At 43.7% G+C, this 23,400-nt stretch carries 21 protein-coding genes; 10 read left to right on the top strand and 11 right to left on the bottom strand.

Features of this window, described 5'->3' with window-relative positions; all coding sequences use genetic code 11:
* Nucleotides 1-103 precede the first annotated feature (103 nt).
* From CJ305_RS03100 to CJ305_RS03080, 5 genes are all read right to left on the bottom strand, one after another.
* A complete protein-coding gene (locus CJ305_RS03100) occupies nucleotides 104-496 on the bottom strand; it encodes an ExbD/TolR family protein (RefSeq protein WP_099644758.1) in 393 nt (130 codons plus the stop codon).
* 1 nt (nucleotide 497) lies between these two features.
* A complete protein-coding gene (locus CJ305_RS03095; protein ID WP_099644757.1) occupies nucleotides 498-1,202 on the bottom strand; it encodes a MotA/TolQ/ExbB proton channel family protein in 705 nt (234 codons plus the stop codon).
* An 80-nt stretch (nucleotides 1,203-1,282) separates the two neighbouring features.
* Complete coding sequence (nhaB, locus tag CJ305_RS03090; RefSeq protein WP_099644756.1) at nucleotides 1,283-2,755, bottom strand: sodium/proton antiporter NhaB; 1,473 nt, start codon at nucleotides 2,753-2,755, stop codon at nucleotides 1,283-1,285.
* A 28-nt stretch (nucleotides 2,756-2,783) separates the two neighbouring features.
* A complete protein-coding gene (locus CJ305_RS03085) occupies nucleotides 2,784-4,010 on the bottom strand; it encodes a Glu/Leu/Phe/Val dehydrogenase dimerization domain-containing protein (RefSeq protein ID WP_099644755.1) in 1,227 nt (408 codons plus the stop codon).
* A 66-nt stretch (nucleotides 4,011-4,076) separates the two neighbouring features.
* Nucleotides 4,077-5,153 carry an anhydro-N-acetylmuramic acid kinase gene (locus CJ305_RS03080; protein ID WP_099644754.1) on the bottom strand — a complete coding sequence of 359 codons (1,077 nt, stop codon included), beginning with the start codon at nucleotides 5,151-5,153 and terminating at the stop codon, nucleotides 4,077-4,079.
* Nucleotides 5,154-5,451: 298 nt separating this feature from the next.
* On the opposite strand from CJ305_RS03080, the gene CJ305_RS03075 reads away from it, so the two are divergent.
* Complete coding sequence (locus CJ305_RS03075) at nucleotides 5,452-6,594, top strand: acyl-CoA dehydrogenase (RefSeq protein ID WP_099644753.1); 1,143 nt, start codon at nucleotides 5,452-5,454, stop codon at nucleotides 6,592-6,594.
* 74 nt (nucleotides 6,595-6,668) lie between these two features.
* On the opposite strand, the gene CJ305_RS03070 is transcribed toward CJ305_RS03075, so the two are convergent.
* Nucleotides 6,669-7,226, bottom strand: a complete 558-nt coding sequence (locus tag CJ305_RS03070; protein ID WP_099644752.1) for a hypothetical protein — start codon at nucleotides 7,224-7,226, stop codon at nucleotides 6,669-6,671.
* A gap of 118 nt (nucleotides 7,227-7,344) precedes the next feature.
* Nucleotides 7,345-8,994, bottom strand: coding sequence for a solute:sodium symporter family transporter (locus tag CJ305_RS03065; RefSeq protein WP_099644751.1), 1,650 nt, complete (start codon nucleotides 8,992-8,994; stop codon nucleotides 7,345-7,347).
* 309 nt (nucleotides 8,995-9,303) lie between these two features.
* Between CJ305_RS03065 and galK the strand changes: the two genes are divergently transcribed.
* From galK to CJ305_RS03050, 3 genes are read left to right on the top strand one after another with little or no spacing between them, the layout of a single operon-like run.
* A complete protein-coding gene (gene galK, locus CJ305_RS03060; protein WP_099644750.1) occupies nucleotides 9,304-10,467 on the top strand; it encodes a galactokinase in 1,164 nt (387 codons plus the stop codon).
* A 42-nt stretch (nucleotides 10,468-10,509) separates the two neighbouring features.
* Nucleotides 10,510-11,547 (top strand): UDP-glucose--hexose-1-phosphate uridylyltransferase, encoded by a 1,038-nt coding sequence (locus tag CJ305_RS03055; RefSeq protein WP_099644749.1) that lies wholly within the window; start codon nucleotides 10,510-10,512, stop codon nucleotides 11,545-11,547.
* Nucleotides 11,548-11,549: 2 nt separating this feature from the next.
* Entirely contained in the window at nucleotides 11,550-12,557 is a 1,008-nt protein-coding gene (locus CJ305_RS03050; protein ID WP_099644748.1) for a LacI family DNA-binding transcriptional regulator, read from the top strand.
* A gap of 22 nt (nucleotides 12,558-12,579) precedes the next feature.
* Here CJ305_RS03050 and galE read toward each other — a convergent pair whose 3' ends face one another.
* From galE to CJ305_RS03030, 4 genes are all read right to left on the bottom strand, one after another.
* A complete protein-coding gene (gene galE / locus CJ305_RS03045; protein WP_099644747.1) occupies nucleotides 12,580-13,599 on the bottom strand; it encodes a UDP-glucose 4-epimerase GalE in 1,020 nt (339 codons plus the stop codon).
* 45 nt (nucleotides 13,600-13,644) lie between these two features.
* Nucleotides 13,645-14,451, bottom strand: a complete 807-nt coding sequence (locus tag CJ305_RS03040; RefSeq protein ID WP_099644746.1) for an HAD-IIA family hydrolase — start codon at nucleotides 14,449-14,451, stop codon at nucleotides 13,645-13,647.
* Between the two features lie 66 nt (nucleotides 14,452-14,517).
* Nucleotides 14,518-17,694, bottom strand: a complete 3,177-nt coding sequence (gene glpK, locus CJ305_RS03035) for a glycerol kinase GlpK (protein WP_099644745.1) — start codon at nucleotides 17,692-17,694, stop codon at nucleotides 14,518-14,520.
* Nucleotides 17,687-18,703 (bottom strand): aldose epimerase family protein, encoded by a 1,017-nt coding sequence (locus CJ305_RS03030; RefSeq protein WP_189319368.1) that lies wholly within the window; start codon nucleotides 18,701-18,703, stop codon nucleotides 17,687-17,689. The genes glpK and CJ305_RS03030 overlap by 8 nt, the downstream gene beginning before the upstream one ends.
* A gap of 151 nt (nucleotides 18,704-18,854) precedes the next feature.
* On the opposite strand from CJ305_RS03030, the gene CJ305_RS03025 reads away from it, so the two are divergent.
* The 6 genes from CJ305_RS03025 (at nucleotide 18,855) to CJ305_RS03000 (ending at nucleotide 23,398) form a co-directional block, all read left to right on the top strand.
* Nucleotides 18,855-19,403 (top strand): rhodanese-like domain-containing protein, encoded by a 549-nt coding sequence (locus tag CJ305_RS03025; RefSeq protein WP_223248786.1) that lies wholly within the window; start codon nucleotides 18,855-18,857, stop codon nucleotides 19,401-19,403.
* Nucleotides 19,404-19,431: 28 nt separating this feature from the next.
* Nucleotides 19,432-20,112: a TIGR04282 family arsenosugar biosynthesis glycosyltransferase gene (locus CJ305_RS03020; protein ID WP_099644742.1), complete on the top strand. Its 681-nt coding sequence runs from the start codon at nucleotides 19,432-19,434 to the stop codon at nucleotides 20,110-20,112.
* 141 nt (nucleotides 20,113-20,253) lie between these two features.
* Nucleotides 20,254-21,066, top strand: a complete 813-nt coding sequence (locus CJ305_RS03015; protein ID WP_099644741.1) for a purine-nucleoside phosphorylase — start codon at nucleotides 20,254-20,256, stop codon at nucleotides 21,064-21,066.
* Between the two features lie 165 nt (nucleotides 21,067-21,231).
* Entirely contained in the window at nucleotides 21,232-21,570 is a 339-nt protein-coding gene (locus CJ305_RS03010; protein WP_099644740.1) for an arsenosugar biosynthesis-associated peroxidase-like protein, read from the top strand.
* A 70-nt stretch (nucleotides 21,571-21,640) separates the two neighbouring features.
* Nucleotides 21,641-22,708, top strand: a complete 1,068-nt coding sequence (gene arsS, locus CJ305_RS03005; RefSeq protein ID WP_099644739.1) for an arsenosugar biosynthesis radical SAM (seleno)protein ArsS — start codon at nucleotides 21,641-21,643, stop codon at nucleotides 22,706-22,708.
* 9 nt (nucleotides 22,709-22,717) lie between these two features.
* Nucleotides 22,718-23,398, top strand: a complete 681-nt coding sequence (locus CJ305_RS03000; RefSeq protein WP_099644738.1) for a TIGR04282 family arsenosugar biosynthesis glycosyltransferase — start codon at nucleotides 22,718-22,720, stop codon at nucleotides 23,396-23,398.
* Nucleotides 23,399-23,400: the final 2 nt, after the last annotated feature.

Raw genomic sequence — 23,400 nt, 5'->3', positions numbered from 1 at the left:
CGGTCTATTCTTGAAATGCGTTAAGGATTGAAGCGACATCCTCCTGATGGTAATCAGGAGATAGAGCTGAAAGCCTGACGGCGATAGCCGGAACGCCCAATACCTAATTAGGCCTCACCGCTAAAACGATCTTATACCGGTTGCGGTTTGCGATATCCATCACGGCGACGGCTTCTTCAATAGGCACTCCTTCTTCTGCCCGAAGAATGATTACCGGCTCCTCTACGCCCTGGAGTTCACTTTGAATAAAGGCTTCCAGGTTGTTTTCGGTCACACGCTCTTTATTCACGTAAAAGTCCAAATCTTTGGTAATACTTACCGAAAGATTTTGCTGATTGCTGGTCTTTCCTTTTGCTTTTGGCAAAATAAGATCAAGCGCATCGGGCGTTATGGCCGGAGAAGTCAGCAGGAAAAACACCAGCAACAGAAACACGATGTCTGTCATGGAGCTCATACTAAACTCGGGGCTTACTTTATTTCTTCCGCGTAGGTTCATCTTAGGCGGGTTCGTTTAAAAGGTCTAAAAAGTCAACTGCGGTTGCCTCCATCTGGTGCACCACTTTATCAGTACGCACTACGAGGTGGTTGTAACCGATATAGGCCACAATACCCACGATCAAACCGGCAACGGTAGTCGTCATCGCGGTATAGATACCTTCTGCAAGATTACCCATCTCTGCCTGACCGCTGCTTGTAGCCAATTGATGAAAGGCTAAAACCATCCCGATTACCGTACCCAGGAAACCAATCATAGGCCCTGCACCGGCGATAGTTGCCAGTACGCTTACATTTTTCTCCAGACGGTACACTTCTAAACGGCCCGAGTTTTCTATAGCGGTATTGATATCTTCAAGCGGACTCCCAATACGGCTGATGCCTTTTGCGGTTAACCGCGATACCGGACTGTTTTGCTGCGCGCATAAAATTTTCGCAGCCTCTATGTTACCATTTGCCACGTGATCTTTAATCTGATTCATGAAATTACTGTCTACTCCACTGGCTGCCTTAATCGCAAACAAGCGTTCAAAATAGATGTAGATAGCAACAAAAAGCAATACAAAAAGAACGATGATTATAATCTGACCGGATATACCACCGCTCATCAATAAATCAAATAGGGAAAGGGTTTTTTCTACCGGCTCCTCTTCGGCGGCAAGTGAAGGCAAATTTTCTGCACCTTCCTGCAACAAGGTTGTCAACATAGTGTTCTTAGATTAGATATGAGGTTAACGCATAAAGCAGCATAAAAGTATATGCTGCCTGTTTGATTTTGGTTATTAAATTATAGGACCATATAAACCCCGAGCAATCCTACACCACCCAAAATGATGGTATAAGGCAGTGCCATTTTCACCATTTTACCATAAGATAAATTGATAAGCGGAGCCAATGAAGAGGTTAATAAAAACAGGAATGCTGCCTGCCCATTTGGCGTCGCAACACTTGGCAGGTTTGTACCGGTGTTAATCGCAACCGCAAGATGATTAAACTGCTCGCGGGTAATATTACCGGCATCGTAAGCCACCTGTACTTCGTTAATATATACCGTTGCCACAAATACGTTATCACTAATCATAGACAGAATACCATTTGCCAGATAGAACATAGACGGTTGCGTCTCTACCGGAAGGGTCAATACATAATCAATAATAGGCGTAAATAAATGCTGATCGTGAATCATCGCTACAATCACAAAGAACACAACTAAAAGACCGGTAAACGGAAGTGCTTCTTCAAAGGCTTTACCTAAGCTGTGCTCATCGGTAATACCCATAAAAGCTGTCTGCACTACAATCAGGAACAGGCCTATAAAGCCTACCGGAGCCAGGTGAAGCGCTAAACTTAAAATAAGCAGGATGGCAGAAATTCCCTGAACCCAAAGTCCGTAAGTTTCTTTTTTAGTCCGTTTTTCATCAACTTCTTTGGTGTAGTTCTCGATAATACCTCTGGCCACATCAGGAAGCTTAGCTCCAAAGCCGAAGATTTTGGTTTTTTCAAGAATAAACGTGGTTAGAAGACCTGAGATTAAAACCGGAATGGTGATAGGCGCCATACGCTGAAAGAACTCAACAAATTCCCAACCCATCTTCTCACCAATAAGCAAGTTTTGAGGCTCTCCTACTAAAGTACACACGCCACCCAAAGCGGTACCTACCACTCCGTGCATGATCAAACTACGTAAAAAGCTTCTAAACTGCTCTAGAGTTTCTCCACTCAATGCCTCCCGATCTGGAATGGTATCCTTATCGTAGTCAGCATTTTCCATCGAATGGATTTTGTGATACACTCCATAAAACCCTACTGCAACGCTTATTAGTACTGCAGTTACGGTAAGCGCGTCCAGGAAAGCTGAAAGTACAGCCGCCAAAAACACAAAAAGCATAGAGAGGACGACCTTAGACTTGATTTTGGTAAACACCTTTGAGAAGATATACATCAGCATAGGCTTCATAAAGTAAATACCGGCAACCATAAATACCAGAAGCAATACTACTTCCAGGTTTTGATCTACCTCTTCATAAGCTGCTTCAGGACTGGTTAATCCTAAAATCAAAGCTTCCAGAGCCAGTATACCACCAGACTGAAGCGGATAACACTTAAGTGCCATCGCCAGCGTAAAAATAAATTCCCCTATAAATAACCAGGCGGTTACCATAGGTCCCAAAATATAATAGGAAAAGATATTGAATACGAGAAAAGCGATCATCGCTAACTTAAACCATCTCGGGCTGCTGCCTAAAAAGTATTTTAACATGTGTCTTAGTTGTTGGTTATTATTTTAATTATACGAGTTGCTGTAAAGCCAACTCAAAAGCAGTACGGCTAACATTCTGCTTACTGCTGTTGTGTTTGTACGTTTTTTCAATAGCGTTTTTAATGGTAAGCGAAGTATCATTAAAAATGGCTTCGTCAGTCATTTGCACACGACGCTCCATAAAATAAGCAAAAACGCGTGCCATCCCGCAATTGGATATAAAATCTGGTATTACAGAAACCCGTTCATCAGTATGCTCCATTATGGGACCGAAGAATATCTCTTTATCTGCAAAGGGCACATTAGCCCCGCATGATATAACTTCAAGACTATTAGCGATCATGGCATCTATTTGTTCCTGAGTAACCAGGCGAGATGCCGCACACGGCAGAAACAGTTCGGTTTTCAAATTCCAGATGCGTTCATTAGCTTCCTCAAATGGAATCAAATCTGACGCGGCAAGCTTATTCCCCTGCTTTGCTAAAAATAAGTTTTTAATTTCTTCAAAGCTAAATCCGTCTTCATTAATTAGTCCGCCGGCTGCATCGATAATACCTACCACTTTAGCGCCCTCGTGAGACAGATAATAAGCCGCTGCAGCACCTACATTACCAAAGCCCTGAATAACTGCACGTTTTCCTTTTAATTCTCCGCCGTAAATTTCATAAAAATGACGAGCCGCTTCTGCTACTCCGTAGCCGGTAATCATATCAGCCACCGTATATTTTCGGGATACATCAGGTGAATAGGCAGGGTTTTCAAGTACTTTAATAACTCCCTGTCGCAACTGACCAATTCGGTTGATCTTGTCTGCCTCGGTAGGCTTAAAATGACCATTAAACACGCCTTCCTGAGGATGCCAAACGCCGCTTTCTTCAGTAATGGGAATTACTTCGTGAATTTCATCAACATTAAGGTCCCCTCCGGTACCGTAGTAGCTTTTCAGCAAGGGTGAAACGGCTGCATACCAGCGCTCGAGCACCCCTTTTTTACGAGGATCTGAAGGGTCAAAATTAATACCACTCTTAGCACCACCTATAGCAGGACCGGAAACGGTAAATTTAACTTCCATGGTTTTCGCAAGGGATAACACCTCATTGCGGTCGAGGCCTTTTCGCATTCGGGTACCGCCACCGGCCGCTCCGCCACGCAGGGAATTGATCACCGTCCAGCCTTCGGCTTCGGTCTCGGGATCATTCCAGTGAAATACAATTTCGGGTTCTTTATTCTCGTAACGTTGTAGTAAATCTTTCATTAAATAATTTAGAAGGTTGACAAATATAACGACTTCGCCTGTTTTCCCTATGATTTTGATATTAATTTAAGGTGAATAGACCAGACCGGCGCAGTGATCTTGTGGAGCTCCTGTTACACAACTCAATATATTAGGGGTATTGCGCAGTCGCAAAGCCCCCATAAATGCAAAAATCAAGGCTTCTTTAAATTCCACCGTTTGTGCATCGGGTATATTAAGCGCCAAATCTGAGAGCGCTGAGATGCGTTCAATGAGGTACGTATTAAAGGCTCCGCCTCCGGTAATCAATATGCTTTTGCTGTTTTTTCCCGCTACGCTCAGACGCAAATGCCGGGCGATCTGTGCGGCCATATGCTCGGTGAAGGTTGCGATACAGTCCTCCGCATCAAGACCTGAAGCTTCCAGAATTGGAAAAACCTGTTCCTGTACCCATTCAAGCCCCAGGGATTTGGGCGCCGGCCGGGTATAATAGTCCAACGCATTTAATTGATCAAGCACCTCATCATCAATTCGGCCAGCCCGCGCGATCTCTCCATCTTTATCAAAATCAAAACCCAGCTTTCGGGCGTAGGTATTTAGAACAATATTGGTAGGGCAAATATCATAAGCCACACGCCTTGCGCCATCATCGTAAGAGATATTGGCAAAACCACCAATATTCAAACAGGCTGCATAGCGTTTAAACAACATTGCATCGCCTATGGGTACCAAAGGTGCTCCCTGCCCTCCCAACGCAACATCTTCTACCCGAAAATCACAAATCACTAATTCTCCTACCAGACCGGCCAATTGCGGGAGGTTTCCTATTTGATAGGTAATCCCCGCCTCAGGACGGTGCAATATTGTATGCCCATGAGAAGCCACAGCATCCAGATGTGCTATGGGATTTTGATCAATAAAGTTCTTGATAATAGATCCCAAATACCGGGTGTACTCCACATCCAGCGATTTTAATTCTTCAGCAGGCAAGGCAACGGCGTGTTCCAGGCGCTGTACCCATTCTTTAGAGTAGGCTGTCGTGGTGCTTTTTAAAATCGTGTAGCTCCAGGAGTCTTCTTTGACGAATTCTACATAAGCTAAATCAACGCCGTCTAAAGAGGTTCCGCTCATTACACCGAGAAGCGTATAGGATGTTTGATGCATAAAGACTGAATTGTGTGAATTCGTATTATTTTTCCGTTATAATACGAATATTTTAATTTTGAGTCAAAATATTTTATATTTTTAAACTTCCGTTAAAAAAATGATCGAATTAAAATATTTATTATGCAAGCATAGTAAATTTTGTAATTTCGTTTCCAACGATTTCGTAGACGAAAATTAGCGATGTTAACGCTTACAATTCTGTTTTCAAAACAGCGCTAGCGTAAACGACCGGCCTTTCCTTAAGGGAAGGTATCAACAAAAAGACAGATTTTCTTATTAAAATAAAAAATTGATTATGGATTTCAGTTTGAGCGAAGAGCATGAAATGATACGCGATGCGGCACGCGAGTTTGCCCAGAACGAATTGCTACCCGGAGTTATTGAGCGGGACGAAAAACAGCATTTCCCCAAAGAGCTTATCAAAAAAATGGGCGAAATGGGATTTTTAGGTATGATGGCTCCAACCGAATTTGGCGGAGGCGGAATGGACACCATTTCGTATGTATTGGTAATGGAAGAGTTATCGAAGATTGATGCTTCGGCCTCTGTGATCGTATCGGTAAATAACAGTCTGGTAAATTATGGCCTGGCGGAATACGGAAGCCAGGAGCAAAAAGAAAAATACCTTTCTAAATTAACAACCGGTGAGAAACTGGGCGCATTTTGCCTTAGTGAGCCTGAAGCCGGAAGCGACGCGACCTCCCAACGTACCACAGCGATTGATAAAGGCGATTATTACATCCTCAACGGAACCAAAAACTGGATTACAAACGGCGGATCTGCCGATTATTATTTGGTAATCGCGCAAACCGACAAAGAGAAAAAGCACCGGGGTATCAACGCCTTTATTGTTGAGAAAGACTGGGAAGGGTTCGAGATTGGTCCAAAAGAGCAAAAACTGGGTATTCGTGGTAGTGACACCCACTCTTTGATATTTAATGATGTAAAAGTGCCTAAAGAAAATCGAATTGGTGAAGATGGCTTTGGGTTTAAGTTTGCGATGAAAACCCTGAGCGGTGGCCGTATAGGTATTGCAGCTCAGGCACTGGGGATTGCCTCAGGAGCTTATGAACTGGCTCTTGATTATTCAAAACAACGCAAGGCTTTTGGCACCGAAATCTGTAACCACCAGGCCATTGCTTTTAAACTGGCTGATATGTATACCGAAATTGAAGCGGCCCGTCATCTGGTTATGAAAGCCGCCTGGCAAAAAGACCAGAAGCAGAATTACGATCTGGCCAGCTCAATGGCCAAATTATATGCCTCAAAAGTGGCTATGGATGTTACGGTCGAAGCAGTACAGGTACACGGCGGCAATGGTTTCGTAAAAGAATACCACGTTGAACGCCTGATGCGTGATGCTAAAATCACCCAGATTTATGAAGGTACTTCTGAGATTCAGAAAATTGTGATCTCCAGATCGATTATAGATAACTAGAATAGCGTTCTAGTCCAATAAAAAAGCTGTCTTTGCGGACAGCTTTTTTTTATGCTTGATTAATTTGGATTTTGCTAAAAATTATAGCCCAATCTTAAAAAAACTTCAGGGAGAAAATAAATAGCATCTCTATAATTGTCTTCCAGATCTGCTGCGAAACCTGCACCGAGGCCCAGTTCAAAACTAAAATGATCCCAATATACACGACGCATTCCTGCATTTGCAGTTAGGCCCAGCGTACTACTAACCCGCACGTCATCGTTAGATACCGTAAATAGATCAGGGAGAAAAATAGCCTTCAGGCTTAAGAAGTCTGCAGTATTATTTGCGGTATTTTTTCCTTTTTCAAACCTCCTGTCCAGACTACGGTACCATCTGGGTTCTACACGCAGAATGGGTACAAAAACATAATTTAAGTCGTTAGTGCTTCCATAAAAACCTCCATCAAAACCCAATTCGGTTCGTAAGGCAATGGTTCGGGTTAGTTTTGATTCGTTATGTGCCCAAAAGCCTAAAAGCCCGGTCTGCAAACCCCAGATTGATTTCTCAACAGATGCAGTTTCCGAATTTTGTGCGCTGCCATTTATAGCGCTAAAAATGAATAGTATAAGTAGCGGGATTATTCTAAGCATATTTTTGTTTTTGATTGATTGAGCTGCAATACTACTACTTTAGTTGCAGCAAGACCCGTTTTCGCATAAAAAAACCCGGTCTAAAACAGACCGGGTTTTTTCATTTTATTGTTTGGTTTTACTTGGCGAAATACACGTAAATCGCAATTACAATCACGCAAATAAGCCCCCCTACTGGCTTAACATATTTATAAGGCTCAATAGATACCTTCTTGGTGTATTCAAGTTCAAAAGGCGTATCTCTCGGGTACAGTTTCCCGATGATAAGCATAATAATGATGTTTGCAACAAACAAGATCGCCATTACGTGTAAATAGTGAGGATAGGCATCAATGCTCGCCATTCGCAAAGCTTCCGGATCTGTGATTCCACTGGCTTCTGCGGCTGCAACAGCATTATCACGCATCATTGGGCCCAACCAAAACTGACTAATGATATACATCAGTGAACCACTAATGATTCCTATTTTAGCCGCAATCGCAGGTACGCGCTTGGTAGCATAACCAATAACGATTATGGTAAAAATCGGAATACTGTATATTCCATTAATCTCCTGAAGATAGCTGAATAAGCTCCCCGCATTAGAAATCAATGGAGCGATAAACATCGCTGCCAAAGCGAGACAAACCCCAAATATTTTACCGTATTTCACCACGGTCGACTCAGACGCGTCCTTGTTGATGTGTTGTTTGTAAATATCAATACCGAATAGGGTTACTGAGCTGTTAAGTACACTATTAAACGAACTTAAAATCGCCCCAAATAAAACGGCCGCAAAAAATCCTACTAAAGGTTTTGGCAACACGGCGCGCACCAGTTCAGGGTAAGCAAGGTCGCTACTATCCAGACCTCCTTCAAAGTAATAGAAAGCGATCATTCCCGGAAGTACTAAAATTATTGGCCCTAAAATCTTTAAAAAGGCAGCCAGCAAAAGCCCCTTTTGTCCTTCGGCAAGACTTTTGGCACCTAAAGCGCGCTGAATAATTTGCTGGTTGGTACCCCAATAAAATAACTGAACGAGCATCATACCCGTAAAAATCGTTGCAAACGGCACTTCCTGACCGGGTTCACCGGTTGAATCAAAACGTGAAGGATCAGAGTCTATAAGGGTGTTCAGTCCGTCTATAATACCGCCGTCACCTATAGCCATAAGACCAAAAACAGGGATCAACAAACCTCCAATGATCAGCCCCACCGCATTGATACTGTCTGAAACAGCAACCGCCTTCAGACCACCAAATACCGCGTAAATAGAACCGATAATACCTATACCCCAGATACAAATCACAAGAGCAGTCATATCAGACACTCCAAGTCTTTCCGGAATATTAAACATCCCACTTACCGCAACAGAACCGGAGTACAAAATCACCGGAAGCAAAACGACTACATAACCGGTAAGAAATAATGCTGAGGTAATCGTTTTAGTGGAAGTATCAAAACGCTCAGCCAGAAACTGAGGCACCGTGGTAAGCCCTCCTTTTAAATAACGTGGCAATAAGAACACCGCAGTTACCACGATTGCGAGAGCTGCCAGAGTTTCCCAGGCCATAACCGAAAGCCCGTCTTTGTAAGCACTTCCATTGAGACCTACAATCTGCTCGGTTGAAAGGTTGGTGAGTAAAAGCGAACCCGCAATTACTCCTGCGGTAAGACTTCGGCCTCCTAAAAAATAGCCGTCTGAGGTTGATTCATCAGCGTTGCGCACAGACCACCACGAGATGACAGCCACAAGAATTGTAAATGCTAAAAAGGAAATTATTGCCATAGGATTAGGAATTGGTTTTATTCAACAAAAAGATGTGTTAACATTTTTTTATAACGCCACTAAAGTAATACAATAAACATTTTGAGACGAAGCATTCCGGTTTAAAATCTGTCATAAACCCACAAATAAGCGTCAATTTTTGATAAATCATTGAAAACAAACCCTCTTTTTTACCGCTATTACGTTATAGTCTTAAACACTTTATGTCATTTCAGTTTCATTTCTTTTAAATGTAAAAAATACGTTTAATGAAAGTTTTAGTATATTTGTTTACCAAAGAAAAGGAGTATTAATTAGTACGTTTAGGTTTTGCAAAACAACATCATCGCACAATCGCCAGAGCAGGTTGCTCAAATTGGAAACTTTAAAGCCGAAGTAACAGTCAACTCTCCCGGAAGAGTAAACTTAATTGGGGAACATACCGACTACAATAACGGTTTTGTTATGCCCACAGCCATTGACAAATCCATTGTATTCTATCTGAAAAAAAACAAGACTGAAACGCAGTGTCGCGTTACCAGCCTTAATTTTGAAAGCACCTATCAATTTGACCTGAGCAAACCTGATGAACAGGGCGAGGAATGGACGCGATACATCACCGGGGTAACCGAAGAAATCAAAAAAAGAGGACGCAGCCTCTCTGGTTTTGACTGTCTGATGTTTAGCAATCTGCCTATGGGTGCAGGGATTAGTTCGTCTGCCGCTCTCGAGTGTGGACTTGCAGAAGGCTTAAATGAGCTTTTTTCGTTAAATCTTAGTCCTCTGGAAATCGTTGAACTTTCTCAAAAGGCAGAGCATAATTATGTAGGCACGATGTGCGGAATTATGGACCAGTTTGCCTCGGTTATGAGCAAGGAAAATCACGTAATTCAACTGGATTGCCAAAGCCTTGACTACAAACTGGTTCCGTTCAACATAGAACCTTATGCCCTACTCCTGCTCAACACCAATGTCTCGCACAGCCTTTCTACCAGTGAGTATAATGTAAGACGTAAGGAATGTGAGCAGGGCGTTAAACTGCTGCAAAAATGGTATCCCGATATTCAATCGCTTAGAGATGTCAAATTAGAACAGCTGGAAGCCCACAAAAATGACTTTGAACCGGTCATCTTCGACCGCTGTTCCTATGTCATTGAAGAAAATGCACGTGTAAATGCTGCCGCGTCCGCTCTTGAACAAAATGACCTGAAAACTTTTGGAGAACTCATGTATGGTTCACACGAGGGACTTCAACACAAATACGAAGTAAGTTGCAACGAACTTGATTTTCTAACCGATTTTTCACGAAATTATGATGCCATTTTAGGCTGTAGAATGATGGGCGGTGGCTTTGGCGGTTGCACAATCAACCTGATACATCAGGACTTTATGGAAGAGTATACCGCTTTAGCTAAAAAAGCCTACAAAGAAAAATTTGACATCAGTCTTTCTGCCTTTACCGCGATGCCGGCTGACGGCGGAAAAGTAATCTAGTTCGCACCTGTTAAACCTATTGTTGAAACAAAACTGAATACCATGCTTGACTTTAATGATAATTCACACCGAAGATATAATATCCTCACCGGGGAGTGGGTGTTAGTTTCCCCACACCGTACCAAGCGTCCCTGGCAGGGAAAAGAAGAAGATGTTGTGACTGAAGAACGCCCTTCTTACGATCCTACTTGTTATTTATGTCCCGGAAATGAGCGCGCAGGTGGTCATAAAAATGAGGACTACAACGAGCCATGGTCTTTCACGAATGATTTTGCCGCGCTTAAACGCGATGTACCGGAAGAAAAATTCAAATCCGGTTTACTTAAGGCAGAAGCGGAAAGCGGAACCTGTAAAGTGGTTTGTTTCTCTCCAGATCATTCTTTGACCCTTCCGGTTATGGATGTTGCTGAAATTGACAAGGTAATCGCACTTTGGCAACGGGAATTCAGAGAACTTGGAGCCAAAAAAGACATCAATCACGTTCAGATTTTTGAAAATAAAGGAGCGATTATGGGCTGCAGCAATCCACACCCGCACGGACAAATCTGGGCACAGCGCACCATTCCTCTTGAGGTAAGCAAAAAATGCAAAAACCTTAGCGAGTATTACCACAACAACAAAACCAGCCTGCTTAGTGACTATCTAAAAGAAGAATTACAGGCTCAGGAACGCATTGTTGTTGAAACCGAATATTTTGTAGCTTTAGTTCCCTATTGGGCAGTTTGGCCGTATGAAGTGATGATTATTCCACGCAATCAACATCGCAATATTTTAAGTCTGACTGAAGAGGAGCGTATGGATTATGCAAAAATTATTAAAGCTGTTACCATAAAATATGATAATCTGTTTAAGATTTCATTCCCATACAGCTCAGGAATTCATCAGGCACCTACTGACGGAAGGGATTGGGAAAGCTGGCATTTTCATATGTCATTTTACCCTCCTTTATTGCGTTCGGCCACAGTAAAGAAATTTATGGTAGGTTATGAAATGTTTGCAACTCCCCAGCGCGACATAACAGCCGAGATGGCTGCCGAAACTTTACGTAACTTACCAGACGTTCATTATAGCAAAACCTAAATATGGCACATAAAACCACCCTTAAAGCAATTGCAGAACATCTTAACCTTTCTATCTCTACTGTCTCCAAGGCTTTAGCAGATAGTCCGGAGATTAGTGATGCTACAAAACTGGTGGTTAAAACCGCTGCACGTCAACTCAAGTACAGGCCCAATGCAATGGCTCGTGGCCTTAAAAGCAGCCGCACCAAAACGATAGGAGTTGTGATTCCCAACATTATGCATAACTTTTTTGCTAAAGTAATTATGGGAATGGAAGATGAAGCCACTAAAAACGGCTATTCGCTGGTAACCTGCATTTCAAACGAATCGCTTCAGAAAGAAAAGCAAAGCATCAACATGCTCAGTGATGTTTCGGTAGATGCGATCATCATCAGCTTGAGTTCAGAAACACAGCAAACGGAAGAATTAGAACACCTTAATGACATACTTTACTTTGACATTCCGCTGGTGCAGTTTGATCGTGTAAATGAGAAGCTGCTTTCACACAGCGTGGTCATCAATGACTTTAAAGGTGCTTACGATTCTACCATGCATTTGCATAAAACAGGATGCAGGCATATTGCACTGCTGTCAATCCTAACCAATACTTCTGTAGGTAAAAAACGTGCTGAAGGCTATGAAGCTGCTGTACGTGAACTGGGCTACGAACCGAAAATAATAAATACCAAACTCGAAAATCTGGAAGCGGACCTCAGCGCTTTTTTAAAAGATAATGATCTGGACGGAATTGTCACCACAGACGAATCGAGCGCTATTTACGCCATGAACGCCCTGCGCATAAATAACCGAAGAGTACCGGATGACGTAGGCGTAATCGGCTTTACTGACGGTGCTTTGGCCCGCAATTATTTCCCCCCGCTTACTACGATAAAACAACAAGCTGAGATAATTGGCAAGCGCACCATACAAATCGCAATAGAAAGTCTTGAAGCTAAAACGAAAAAAGACCCTATTCAGGAAACTATTGAGACCGAACTGGTTATACGTAAAAGCACACGTACAATCTAAAAAGGAAAAGCTGTGCGCTTTACTAAATACCGCGCACCTTTTTTTCCCATTTCCAGGCAGAATCTAAAGCATCTGCAAGGCTAAGTTCTGATTTCCAGCCAAGCTCATTATTGGCTTTTTCGGTATCCGCATACGCAGCAACCACATCCCCTTCCCGGCGGTCAACAATTTTATAAGGAAGTTTTACTCCCGAAACTTTTTCAAACGTTTCGATTACTTCTAAAACCGTACTACCGGTACCCGTGCCCAAATTGAAAACCTCGTAGTTTGATTTATTTTTCCCTTCTATTAAGCGGGTTAAGGCCATTACGTGAGCCTTAGCCAAATCTACCACGTGAATGTAATCGCGCACACAGGTGCCATCGCGGGTAGGATAATCATTGCCAAAAACCGAAAGCTCCTCACGCAATCCTGCTGCCGTTTGCGTGATAAATGGAACCAGATTTTGCGGGACGCCAAGCGGTAACTCCCCTATTTCAGTACTTTGATGTGCTCCAATCGGGTTAAAATAGCGTAGGGCAATCGCTTTAAAATCTTCAAATTTATGAGCGGTATCCCGAATGATTTCTTCTCCGATCTGCTTGGTGTTTCCATAAGGAGACTCCGCAGGCTTTACAGGCGCGTTTTCGGTAATAGGCAATTCATCTGCCTGCCCGTAAACGGTACAAGACGAACTGAATATAAAACTGGCTTCGGGCTTTGCCGTCAGCTCCTGAAGTAAATACACCAGCGAACTCAGGTTGTTTTCGTAATACAATAAAGGTTTGTGCACACTTTCGCCCACGGCTTTTGAAGCTGCAAAATGAATTACACCTTCAACATCTGCGTGTTTCTTAAAGAAGGCAGAAACAGCATTGCGGTCGCGAAGGTCTAGTTTTTCAAACACGGGCCGAGTTGAAGTAATGGCTTCAATGCCGTCTAAAACAGATTCAGACGCATTAGAAAGATCGTCGATGATGACCACTTCATAACCTGCATTTTGTAATTCTACCACGGTGTGAGACCCAATAAAACCGAGCCCTCCTGTAACCAATATCTTCATGTATTCTGAAACTTTATCTGTTTAAAACGTATTCCCGTACCGGGCCTAAAATTCTGAATAATTATTTTCTACCGAAAGCTTTGCCAAGGCTTTATCAATATCAAAACCTTTTAGCGAGTCTATAATCATATCAGGACCGTAAGCATAATTACCCAAATCTTTTTGTTTAGACACACCTGAAAGGGTCAAAATGGTTTTGTAACCCATTTGGATGGAACCTAAAATATCGGTATCCATGGTATCTCCTATCACGATGGTCTGATCTGTGGTCAATCCTAATTTTTTGCGTGCGGCACGCATCATCACCGGACTCGGTTTTCCAACAGAAAAAGCTTTACGGCCACTGGCCTCTTCAATCATTTTCACAATGGCTTTAATACCCAGGTTAGCCCAGCCTTTTTTCATAGGCGATGGATCCAGGTTGGTAGCGATTAGTTTCGCTCCGCCTAAAATCATATCAACCGCATTATTCGCCATCTCAAGCGTAAAATTTCGACCTTCACCCACCACTACATAATCAGGATCCTGAGTTACCAGACTGTAGCCGTGCTGATGCAAACTGCTCAATAAGCCTCCTTCTCCCAAAACATAGGCGGTACCGTTAGGCTTGGTAAAACCTAAAAACCAGGCTGTAGCCATAGCACTGGTATAGACATTATCTTCGGTGATATGAATGCCCATGGGCTTCAGTTTATTTACCACATCAATAGGACTGCGCTGACTGTTATTAGTCATAAACAAAAACGGAATACCGCGATCCTGTAATGTTTTTATAAATGTATCTGCACCCGGAATTAAATCGTTACCGCTATAGATAACTCCGTCCATATCAATCAAAAAGCCTTTGTCCATAATGATTCTGTTTTAAGCGTAAAATTAACGTTTAAATTCTAAAATCGTCCTTGTAACCTGTAATTTTTAAGCCGGAAATTCCTGATCGTAAAAATGGGTAGCATCGTAGATGAGTTCGTCTAGTTTCTCATTTTCTTCCTGTACGCGTCTTTCATCCCAGTCCAGATAATTCACAAAATCTTCAATCGCCAGTTCCCGGTATGCATTTACGGTTTTAATATCAAAATACAATCTACCCGTGCGGCGTACAAAGAAATCGGCCAGGCTGTTTGTCATCTCAAAGTTTACCGAATACCAAAGTTCGGCACGCACCAGACGCTCATTAACATCCTGATTTCTGAAATAATTGATCTTATTTTTTATTATGTCGGCCTGCTTACCGTAGGTTGAAGTGAGATACCAGGCCTTATACTCCGGCTTATCAATTTTCAGATAATCGAGAGCGGCCTCCAGCTCTTTGCGATAGGTCTCTACTTCTTTGGTATTGCGCATAGCATGCGAGGTAAGCGCGATATGCTCGGTACGCGATTCTTCAAATTGCTCGGCATAATCGTCTTTAAGACGCTTCAGCACCGTCTCGTTAACCCGTTGCGCCATTTTTCGGTAACCGGTGAGTTTTCCGCCGGCGATAGAAATAAGACCACTATCACTCACAAAAATTTCATCTTTTCGCGAAAGCTCAGAAGGATCCTTTTCATCCTCGTGAATTAAAGGCCGAAGACCTGCCCAACTCGATTCGATGTCTTCTTCGGTAAGATGGATATCAGGGAAAGTGGCGTTTACCGCATCAAGCAGGTAGTTAATGTCATCTTTAGTCGCCACCACCCGATCGAGATCACCGGAATAATTGGTGTCGGTCGTGCCCACATACGTAACTCTGCCACGCGGAATTGCAAAAATCATACGACCATCTGGTACATCAAAGTATAGCGATTGATGCACCGGTAATTTTTTGCGTTCAAAAACCAGGTGTACCCCTTTAGTAAGGTGCAGATGCTTGTTATTCATCGACTCGTCTTTGGCCCGAAGCTTATCAACCCAGGGACCCGCAGCCGAAACAAAGGTGCGCGACTCAATCTCAAAAACGCTTCCGGAGTTGTGATCCCGGCATTTTACGGCGGTGATTCGGCCTTTATAATCGTAAACAAAATCGCTCATCTCGCAATAGTTGAGGCAAATGGCTCCAAAACCGGCAGCTTTCTTCAACAACTCTATAGTTAGCCGTGCATCGTCGGTTCTGTATTCTGCATAAAACCCGCCACCTAAAACTTTGGTTTCGTCCAGAATGGGTTCGCGTTTAAGTGTTTCTTCCTTAGAAAGCATTTGACGTTTATCATCGCCTTCTACATTGGCCAGGAGGTCGTAAACCTTCAAGCCAACTGAGGTTAAAAACTTACCGTACTGCCCGCCTTCAATTAAAGGCAACAGCATTTTTTCGGGCACTACAAGGTGTGGCGCCAGTTTGTGTACAATCGCACGCTCGGTCCCGGTCTCTTTAACCAGACCTATTTCCATCTGTTTGAGATAGCGCAACCCACCGTGAACCAGCTTGGTGCTTTTATTACTCGTGCCGCTGGCGAAGTCATTTTTCTCCACCAGACACACACTCATCCCGCGGGTAATGGCATCGAGGGCGATTCCTGCTCCGGTAACCCCGCCACCAATGACCACAAGATCAAATTTTTTCTTTTTGGCTTTTTTGATGTAGCGTTTGCGGTCAACAATGCTGAAACGCAACGGGCGCTTTTCTTTCACCAGACTTTCGGCATAACCCGAACGGGTGCGTAAAACAGCAAGTTCCCAGCCTTCTTTTTTATGATTGCGCTCGCGGATGCCCATTTCGGGCTTAAAGATGTGATCTACTTTTCTGAGGGAAGCGATGTCGTTTTGCGACCAGACTCCGGCTTTAATACCGGCCAGGAGTGCCGCGCCCAGTGCAGTCACTTCAAGCATTTGAGGCCGGTCAACATCAGCATCCAGAATATCTGCCTGAAACTGCATCAGGTAATCGTTAGCGCAGGCACCGCCATCTACTTTCAAGCTTTTAATTTGATTGCCGCTGTCTTCAGTCATTGCCGTTATCAAATCGTCTACCTGATACGCCAAAGCTTCAATCGTAGCCTTTACAAGTTCTTTTCGGCCGGTATTAAAGGTCAATCCCTGAATGCTTCCTTTGGCGTTTCCATCCCAATAAGGTGCACCCAAGCCGTTAAAAGCAGGCACCAGATACAAATCCTTTAAGGGTGGGATACTCTTACAAATCGTACTGGTTTCAGCCGCATTATCAATCAGCTTGAGCGAATCGCGCAGCCATTGCACCGAAGCACCACCTACAAAAACACTACCCTCGAGGGCATATTTCGGTTTTTTATCTTCAAGGGTGCAACACAAGGTTGTGATAAGTCCGTTTTTAGAAAATGAAGGCTTTTTCCCGGTATTGAGCAGCATAAAGCAACCCGTACCGTAAGTGTTTTTGGCCATCCCAGACTTGTAACCGCCCTGACCAAATAAAGCGGCCTGCTGATCCCCCGCAACCCCGTAAATGGGATAGGTATGACCCTTATGGGTGATGCTTCCAAAATCAGACGATGAGGCCTGAACCTTGGGCAACATCGATTTCGGGATTTCCAAAATCTCGAGCAATTCGTCATCCCATTTCAGCTTTTTGATGTTGTACAACATCGTGCGGCTCGCGTTGGTATGATCGGTAAGATGCTGCCCGGTAAATTTATAAATGAGCCAGGTGTCTATGGTGCCAAAGAGCAAATCGCCGGCTTCGGCCTTTTCCCTGGCGCCATCCACATTATCGAGAATCCATTTTATTTTGGTGGCGGAAAAATAACTGTCGATGACCAGTCCCGTATTTTTTGAAATATAGCGTTCCAAATCGCGCTCGCGCAGACCTTCACAGATGGGTTCGGTGCGCTTGTCTAGCCAAACAATGGCATTATAAACCGGCTCGCCGGTGTGTTTATCCCAAACCACAGTAGTTTCCCGCTGGTTGGTAATTCCTATAGCTTTAATCGCATTGGGTTCAACCCCCGCTTCGGTAATCACCTGCTCAAAAGCGGCCTTTTGATCGTTGTAAATTTCTGTGGGATCGTGTTCCACCCAACCCGATTGTGGATAGTGCTGGGTAAGTTCTTTTTGGGAAACCTGAACGATAACGCCCTGCTCGTCAAAAAGTATGGCGCGGGTACTGGTAGTTCCCTGATCAAATGCGATTATATAGGATTTACTCATAACTAAAGGTATAACGTATGTCGTGCTCGTACCGCTGCGACGGTTTTAAAACCGTGGTTGGGAAATGCTCGTGATTGGGCGCATCGGGAAAATGCTGCGGCTCCAGACACAGACCGGGGCAATTCCCTGCGATTTTACCGTATTTGCCTTCAAAATCTGCAATACCGTCTGCACTGTAAAATTGAATTCCCGGCTGGGTGCAGTACAATTCCATCTTCAATTTTCCATCCGGCGAAATCAATTGTGCGGCGGGTGCATCGTCCCGGTCTTCGTTTAAAACAAAATTGTGATCAAAGCCGCCGTCAAGCGCTGCGATATGCTCTTTCAAATTAACAGGCTTTTGCAAATCAAACGGACTGTCTGCAACCGCTTTTAGTTCGCCAGACGGCACATTTTGTGAAGTTTTGGGCAAATAAGCAGACGCGTTGATCTGCAATTGGTGATTAGTAATTCCATTCCCTGAAGCGGCATCCATATTAAAATATTCGTGACGGGTGAGGTTTACGATGGTTTCCTTATCGGTTGTAGCCTCATAGCGCATCGCCAGCGTATTGTCCTCTTCCAGTTTTACGTAGAATTTGGTTTCTAAGTTTCCGGGAAAGCCTTCGTCGCCATCAGGGCTGGTGTAGGTAAAAAGTACGGCGTCACCCAAATCGGTCACCGACCAGACTTTTTTTCCAAAAGATTCAAAACCGCCGTGAAGTTGATTCTTACCTTCATTAGCTGAAAGTTGTATTTTTTTACCGTCCAGGACGGCTTCGGCATTAGCGATACGATTGGCATTTCGGCCCACTAACTGGCCTATGAAATAGTTATCCTCTTCATACGACCCAAGGTCTTCATAGCCCAAAACCACATCGGTTTTGGTGGATCCTGTAGGAACTATAAGGCGCTGTAAAATGGCTCCGTAAGTTAAAAAATGGGCTTCCATGCCCGCTTTATTTTTAAGTTTTACGCTGTATACGGCCTGGCCGTCCCGCGTTTCCGAAAAAGGTTGGATAGTTATCAAAAGAATAGTTTTAAAGCCTAAATATAGAAAATACATTTGCGAAACGCTTTGATCTCAATCATCAACTTTAAAACCAAAAGGCTTTTGCCTCCAGAAAACCAAAAAATGCGCTTTTGCGTATCTGTCACAAAGCCCTTTTAATTTAATTAACATGAAAGTCAAACAAAGCATCTTATCTTGGCAAGGCCAAATACTGAAACAAACTGCTTCTATGCACGTAAAATGGATGATGGTATTGCTGATGCTTTCCTTTTCGGGCTTTGCCCAAAAAAAATCAATTGGCAGACTTCTTAAAAACTACAACACGCAAAGCGTACCTTATATTTCTGTGGAAGAATTGAAAATGAAACAAGATGAGTATCTCATTCTTGATTCGCGCAAAGCGGAAGAATTTGAGGTGAGCCATCTGCCCAATGCCATACGCGTGGACGATCGGCTTGACGAGACCACGCTGGAACGCATTCGCAAATCGAATAAGAAAATTGTAGTCTATTGCAGCGTGGGCGTACGCAGTGAAGATTTTGGCGAAAAAATGATAAAGAAAACAGGTCAACCTGTTTTTAACCTGTATGGGGGCATTTTTGCCTGGAAAGACGCCGGGTTTCTCATTCTTGACAATGAGGGTCAACCCACCGAGCGCGTACATACTTTTTCAAAAAATTGGCAAGATTATTTAAGCACAGGCATTGCGGTTTATTAATTTTGATAGCCATTCTTAAAACCAAACTATGGGTTTGCTAAGCAAAAAAGACACCGGGGCCGAGGCCGATTTTGAAACCGAATTTCACTTTCCCACATCAGATAAAACCCTGCTGATTTTTACGCGAAATCCCGAACTGGGCAAGGTAAAAACCCGGCTGGCGGGTGGCGTAGGTGATGACGCGGCGCTTGAGATTTATAAATTTCTGCTGAAGCACACCGTGAGCATCACGCAAAACCTGCGAGTTGACAAACAGGTTTTTTATTCCGAAAAAATACGGCCTGAAGATCTTTGGGATACCGAAAAATACATCAAAAAACTGCAGCACGGCGAGGATCTGGGCGCCCGTATGCAGCAGGCCTTTTCGCGTGCGTTTAGCGATGGCTATCGCAAGGCGATCATCATAGGCAGCGATATGTACGACCTGTCACAAAGCGATCTTGAAGAAGCCTTCGCTGCTCTGGACCATCACGACTTTGTTGTAGGCCCGGCAGAAGATGGCGGGTATTATTTATTGGGAATGAAGTTTCTCAAACCTGAACTTTTTCAGCATAAAAACTGGGGAACCGAGACGGTTCTCGAAGACACGCTGCAAGATCTAAAAAGCGAATCGGTTAAATTGCTTGAGGTGCGTAATGACGTAGATTATTACGAAGACATTAAAGATATTGATGCCTTTAAGCCCTTTTTACCCGATCATTTAAAATAAGATGCCGAAGTTTATCCTATCTTTTTGGCAAAATACCTTTTAAACTAAATGGATGAACTGCACCTTACAATTAGACTACTTCAAAGTGCTACTTGTCGTGCATACATCTCACCAATTAAAAACACTTAAAATCTTAAACAGATGAAACGATTTATTGAAGAGTCTGCGCATTTCCTTAAAGAGCGTGGCTTTGAAGCTCCCGAAATTGGTATTATTCTAGGTACCGGCCTGGGGCAATTTGTAGATAAAGTAGAAATCATCAGCTCGGTGAGCTATAACCATATCCCCAATTTTCCAACGGCTACGGTAGAATTCCATACCGGCAAACTCATTTACGGAAACCTGGGTGGAAAAAAGGTGATTGTCATGCAGGGGCGTTTTCACATCTATGAAGGCTATACCCTACAGGATGTGAGCTACCCGGTACGAGTGATGCGCGAGCTGGGCATTTCAAAATTACTCATCAGCAACGCTGCAGGTGCCATAAACCTCAACTTTAAAAAAGGCGAGATTATGCTTATTGACGACCACATCAATTTGCAGGGCGGTTCGCCCCTTGCCTTTAAAGGTGTAGGCCTTTTAGGAACTCGTTTTACCGATATGAGCGCGCCGTATGATGCCGAAATGGGTGAAATTTTAAAGGAAATTGCTGCAGAGAACAACATTACCCTGCACGAAGGCGTCTATACCTCAGTAGTGGGACCTCAGCTTGAGACCCGTGCCGAATACCGATACCTGAAAATAATAGGTACAGACACGGTGGGAATGAGTACGGTTCCCGAGGTGATTGTGGCTAACCATCTGGATCTGCCGGTTGCCGCAGTATCGGTGATTACCGATGAATGCGATCCCGAAAATCTGGCTCCGGTAGATATTCAGGATATTATGGATGCCGCCGCCAAAGCCGAGCCCAATATGGTGCTTCTGTTTACCAAACTCATCGAGAAACTCTAGGTTTTCACGCTGAAAAATGCTTGTAGAATAGTCTCAAAATGCAGAACCCCGGTTTTATCCCGGGGTTTTTGCCTATTTTTCTTGAGTTTTAAAACCAAAGACCGACAAATACCGTAATTGTAATGTCGGTTTATTTCATTAAATCCAAAAAAACACATTGATAAAATGGCCAGTAACAACTATTACGATCCTGCAGACCTTAGAAAATTTGGTAAAATCACCGAATGGAGCGAAGAACTGGGAACTAAATTCTTTGATTATTACGGAAAAGTATTTGAGGAAGGAGCGCTTACCGCACGTGAAAAAGCCCTGATCGCTCTTGCCGTAGCTCATACCGAGCAATGCCCCTATTGCATTGATGCCTATACCAAAGACACCCTGCAGCGCGGCGTGACCAAAGAACAAATGATGGAAGCCATACACGTAGGTGCGGCCATCAAAAGCGGAGCTACCCTCGTACACGGCACCATGATGATGAATAAGGTTAATAAATTGGAAATGTAAGTTTTGAACGGTATTTCTATCAACTTAATCCTATATTAGCTACCGCTGAAAAAGAAAAATTAAAACTTCTATGTCTGTTACCACAACAAAAAAATCTTTACATAAACGTCATGATGATCTGGCCCAGGCCAATAAGCAACTCGAGATTCTCTCGGGAGGTATTTTTGCCGATGGCGAGTTGCCCACCTTTGCCAAAAAAATAAAGGAGACCGGGCAATTTCCGCTCAGACCTAAAAAGCTGGAAATCCTGCAGATCAACGTGGGCTATATGTGCAATCAGGTGTGTGAGCATTGCCACGTGGATGCCGGCCCTGACCGAAAGGAAATTATGACCTGGGAAACTATGGAGCAATGCCTGGAAGTTATTAAAAACACCGGGGCGCATACGCTCGATCTTACCGGTGGTGCACCCGAGATGAATCCCAATTTTAGACGCTTTGTAGAAGAAGCCAGCAAAGCGGGAATCAAAGATTTTATCGTGCGCAGTAACCTTACGATCATCAGAGCCAATAAAAAATACCACGATTTACCGGAGTTCTTCAAAAAACACAACGTGCACGTGGTGAGCTCTATGCCCCACTGGACGCGCGGTAAAACCGATAAGCAACGTGGTGAAGGGGTTTTTGACAAGTCGATCAAAGCTTTGCAGGAACTCAACGCAGTTGGTTATGGGATGCCAGACAGCGATTTACGCCTCGACCTGGTTTACAATCCTAATGGAGCCTACCTGCCTTCAGACCAGGCGGGGATGGAAAAAGATTTCAAAAAAGCCCTGATGGAAGATTTCGGTATTCAGTTTCACAACCTGTTTGCGATTACCAATCTGCCCATCGCGCGCTTTCTCGATTACCTCATCGCTTCCGAAAACTATGAAGACTATATGTATCAGCTTGTGGAGGCTTACAACCCCGCCGCTGTTGCAAACGTGATGTGTACCAATACCATTTCGATAAGCTGGGACGGCTGGCTGTACGATTGTGACTTTAACCAGATGCTCGATCTCAAAGTCAACAGCAAGGTGAAACACATTTCAGAATACAACGAAGATTTATTAAACGACCGCAACATCATCATCTCGCAACACTGCTACGGCTGTACCGCCGGTGCAGGAAGCAGTTGCCAGGGTACTGTTGCTTAGGTTAAGGCTATGAATACCAAAACCGCCATACTTATTTTTGCCCGCTCCGCGCAGGCAGATGCCGGTCACAAAAGACTGCGCAATGGGGTTTCGGTATTTGAAAAACTCAATTTACAGATTGAGAACACTGTAAAGAAAACCGGTCTTCCCTATTTTATTTATACCGAAGATTTGCAACGCGGTGCAGATTTTGCCTCCCGCTTTACCAATGCGCTTCAGGATATTTACAAGTTGGGTTTTGATAACGTAATCAGTGTGGGGAATGACAGCCCGCAGCTTACCAAAAATCATCTGCTCACCGCAGCTGAAAAACTCAAAACCTGTCCGCTGGTTCTGGGTCCCTCACACGACGGCGGGTTCTACCTGATGGGCTTGAGCAAAACCCATTTTGACGCCCAATCCTTTTTAAATTTACCCTGGCAAACCGCCTCACTGACGCGCAGTATCCTGCGTTTGGTTCAGGCTAAAAAAATACATGCCGAATTGCTTCCGGCGCTTTACGATCTGGATACTTCGGCAGATGTCGCTCTGCTATTGAGCACTGCTAAAAAGCTTCCATTTCAGATACGGAAACTTTTAGTAAAATCTGCTGTTCAGAAAGTTCACCTTTTCAGCTTTAAATCCCTTACCGCCTGGCTTTTTTCCCATCCGGTTTACTTCAATAAAGGTTCGCCCCTTAGTATCGCCTAAAA

It is taken from the genome of Leeuwenhoekiella nanhaiensis, from assembly GCF_002744755.1.
Taxonomy (GTDB): Bacteria; Bacteroidota; Bacteroidia; order Flavobacteriales; family Flavobacteriaceae; genus Leeuwenhoekiella; species Leeuwenhoekiella nanhaiensis.
Note: the sequence above shows the minus strand (reverse complement) of the source record. Positions and strands in the feature narration are given on the sequence as shown.

Coding starts and splice junctions, on each gene's coding strand:
- CJ305_RS03100 (WP_099644758.1), bottom strand. CDS start 496: ATGAACCTACGCGGAAGAAATAAAGTAAGCCCCGAGTTTAGTATGAGC.
- CJ305_RS03095 (WP_099644757.1), bottom strand. CDS start 1,202: ATGTTGACAACCTTGTTGCAGGAAGGTGCAGAAAATTTGCCTTCACTT.
- nhaB (WP_099644756.1), bottom strand. CDS start 2,755: ATGTTAAAATACTTTTTAGGCAGCAGCCCGAGATGGTTTAAGTTAGCG.
- CJ305_RS03085 (WP_099644755.1), bottom strand. CDS start 4,010: ATGAAAGATTTACTACAACGTTACGAGAATAAAGAACCCGAAATTGTA.
- CJ305_RS03080 (WP_099644754.1), bottom strand. CDS start 5,153: ATGCATCAAACATCCTATACGCTTCTCGGTGTAATGAGCGGAACCTCT.
- CJ305_RS03075 (WP_099644753.1), top strand. CDS start 5,452: ATGGATTTCAGTTTGAGCGAAGAGCATGAAATGATACGCGATGCGGCA.
- CJ305_RS03070 (WP_099644752.1), bottom strand. CDS start 7,226: ATGCTTAGAATAATCCCGCTACTTATACTATTCATTTTTAGCGCTATA.
- CJ305_RS03065 (WP_099644751.1), bottom strand. CDS start 8,994: ATGGCAATAATTTCCTTTTTAGCATTTACAATTCTTGTGGCTGTCATC.
- CJ305_RS03055 (WP_099644749.1), top strand. CDS start 10,510: ATGCTTGACTTTAATGATAATTCACACCGAAGATATAATATCCTCACC.
- CJ305_RS03050 (WP_099644748.1), top strand. CDS start 11,550: ATGGCACATAAAACCACCCTTAAAGCAATTGCAGAACATCTTAACCTT.
- galE (WP_099644747.1), bottom strand. CDS start 13,599: ATGAAGATATTGGTTACAGGAGGGCTCGGTTTTATTGGGTCTCACACC.
- CJ305_RS03040 (WP_099644746.1), bottom strand. CDS start 14,451: ATGGACAAAGGCTTTTTGATTGATATGGACGGAGTTATCTATAGCGGT.
- glpK (WP_099644745.1), bottom strand. CDS start 17,694: ATGAGTAAATCCTATATAATCGCATTTGATCAGGGAACTACCAGTACC.
- CJ305_RS03025 (WP_223248786.1), top strand. CDS start 18,855: ATGAAAGTCAAACAAAGCATCTTATCTTGGCAAGGCCAAATACTGAAA.
- CJ305_RS03020 (WP_099644742.1), top strand. CDS start 19,432: ATGGGTTTGCTAAGCAAAAAAGACACCGGGGCCGAGGCCGATTTTGAA.
- CJ305_RS03015 (WP_099644741.1), top strand. CDS start 20,254: ATGAAACGATTTATTGAAGAGTCTGCGCATTTCCTTAAAGAGCGTGGC.
- CJ305_RS03010 (WP_099644740.1), top strand. CDS start 21,232: ATGGCCAGTAACAACTATTACGATCCTGCAGACCTTAGAAAATTTGGT.
- arsS (WP_099644739.1), top strand. CDS start 21,641: ATGTCTGTTACCACAACAAAAAAATCTTTACATAAACGTCATGATGAT.
- CJ305_RS03000 (WP_099644738.1), top strand. CDS start 22,718: ATGAATACCAAAACCGCCATACTTATTTTTGCCCGCTCCGCGCAGGCA.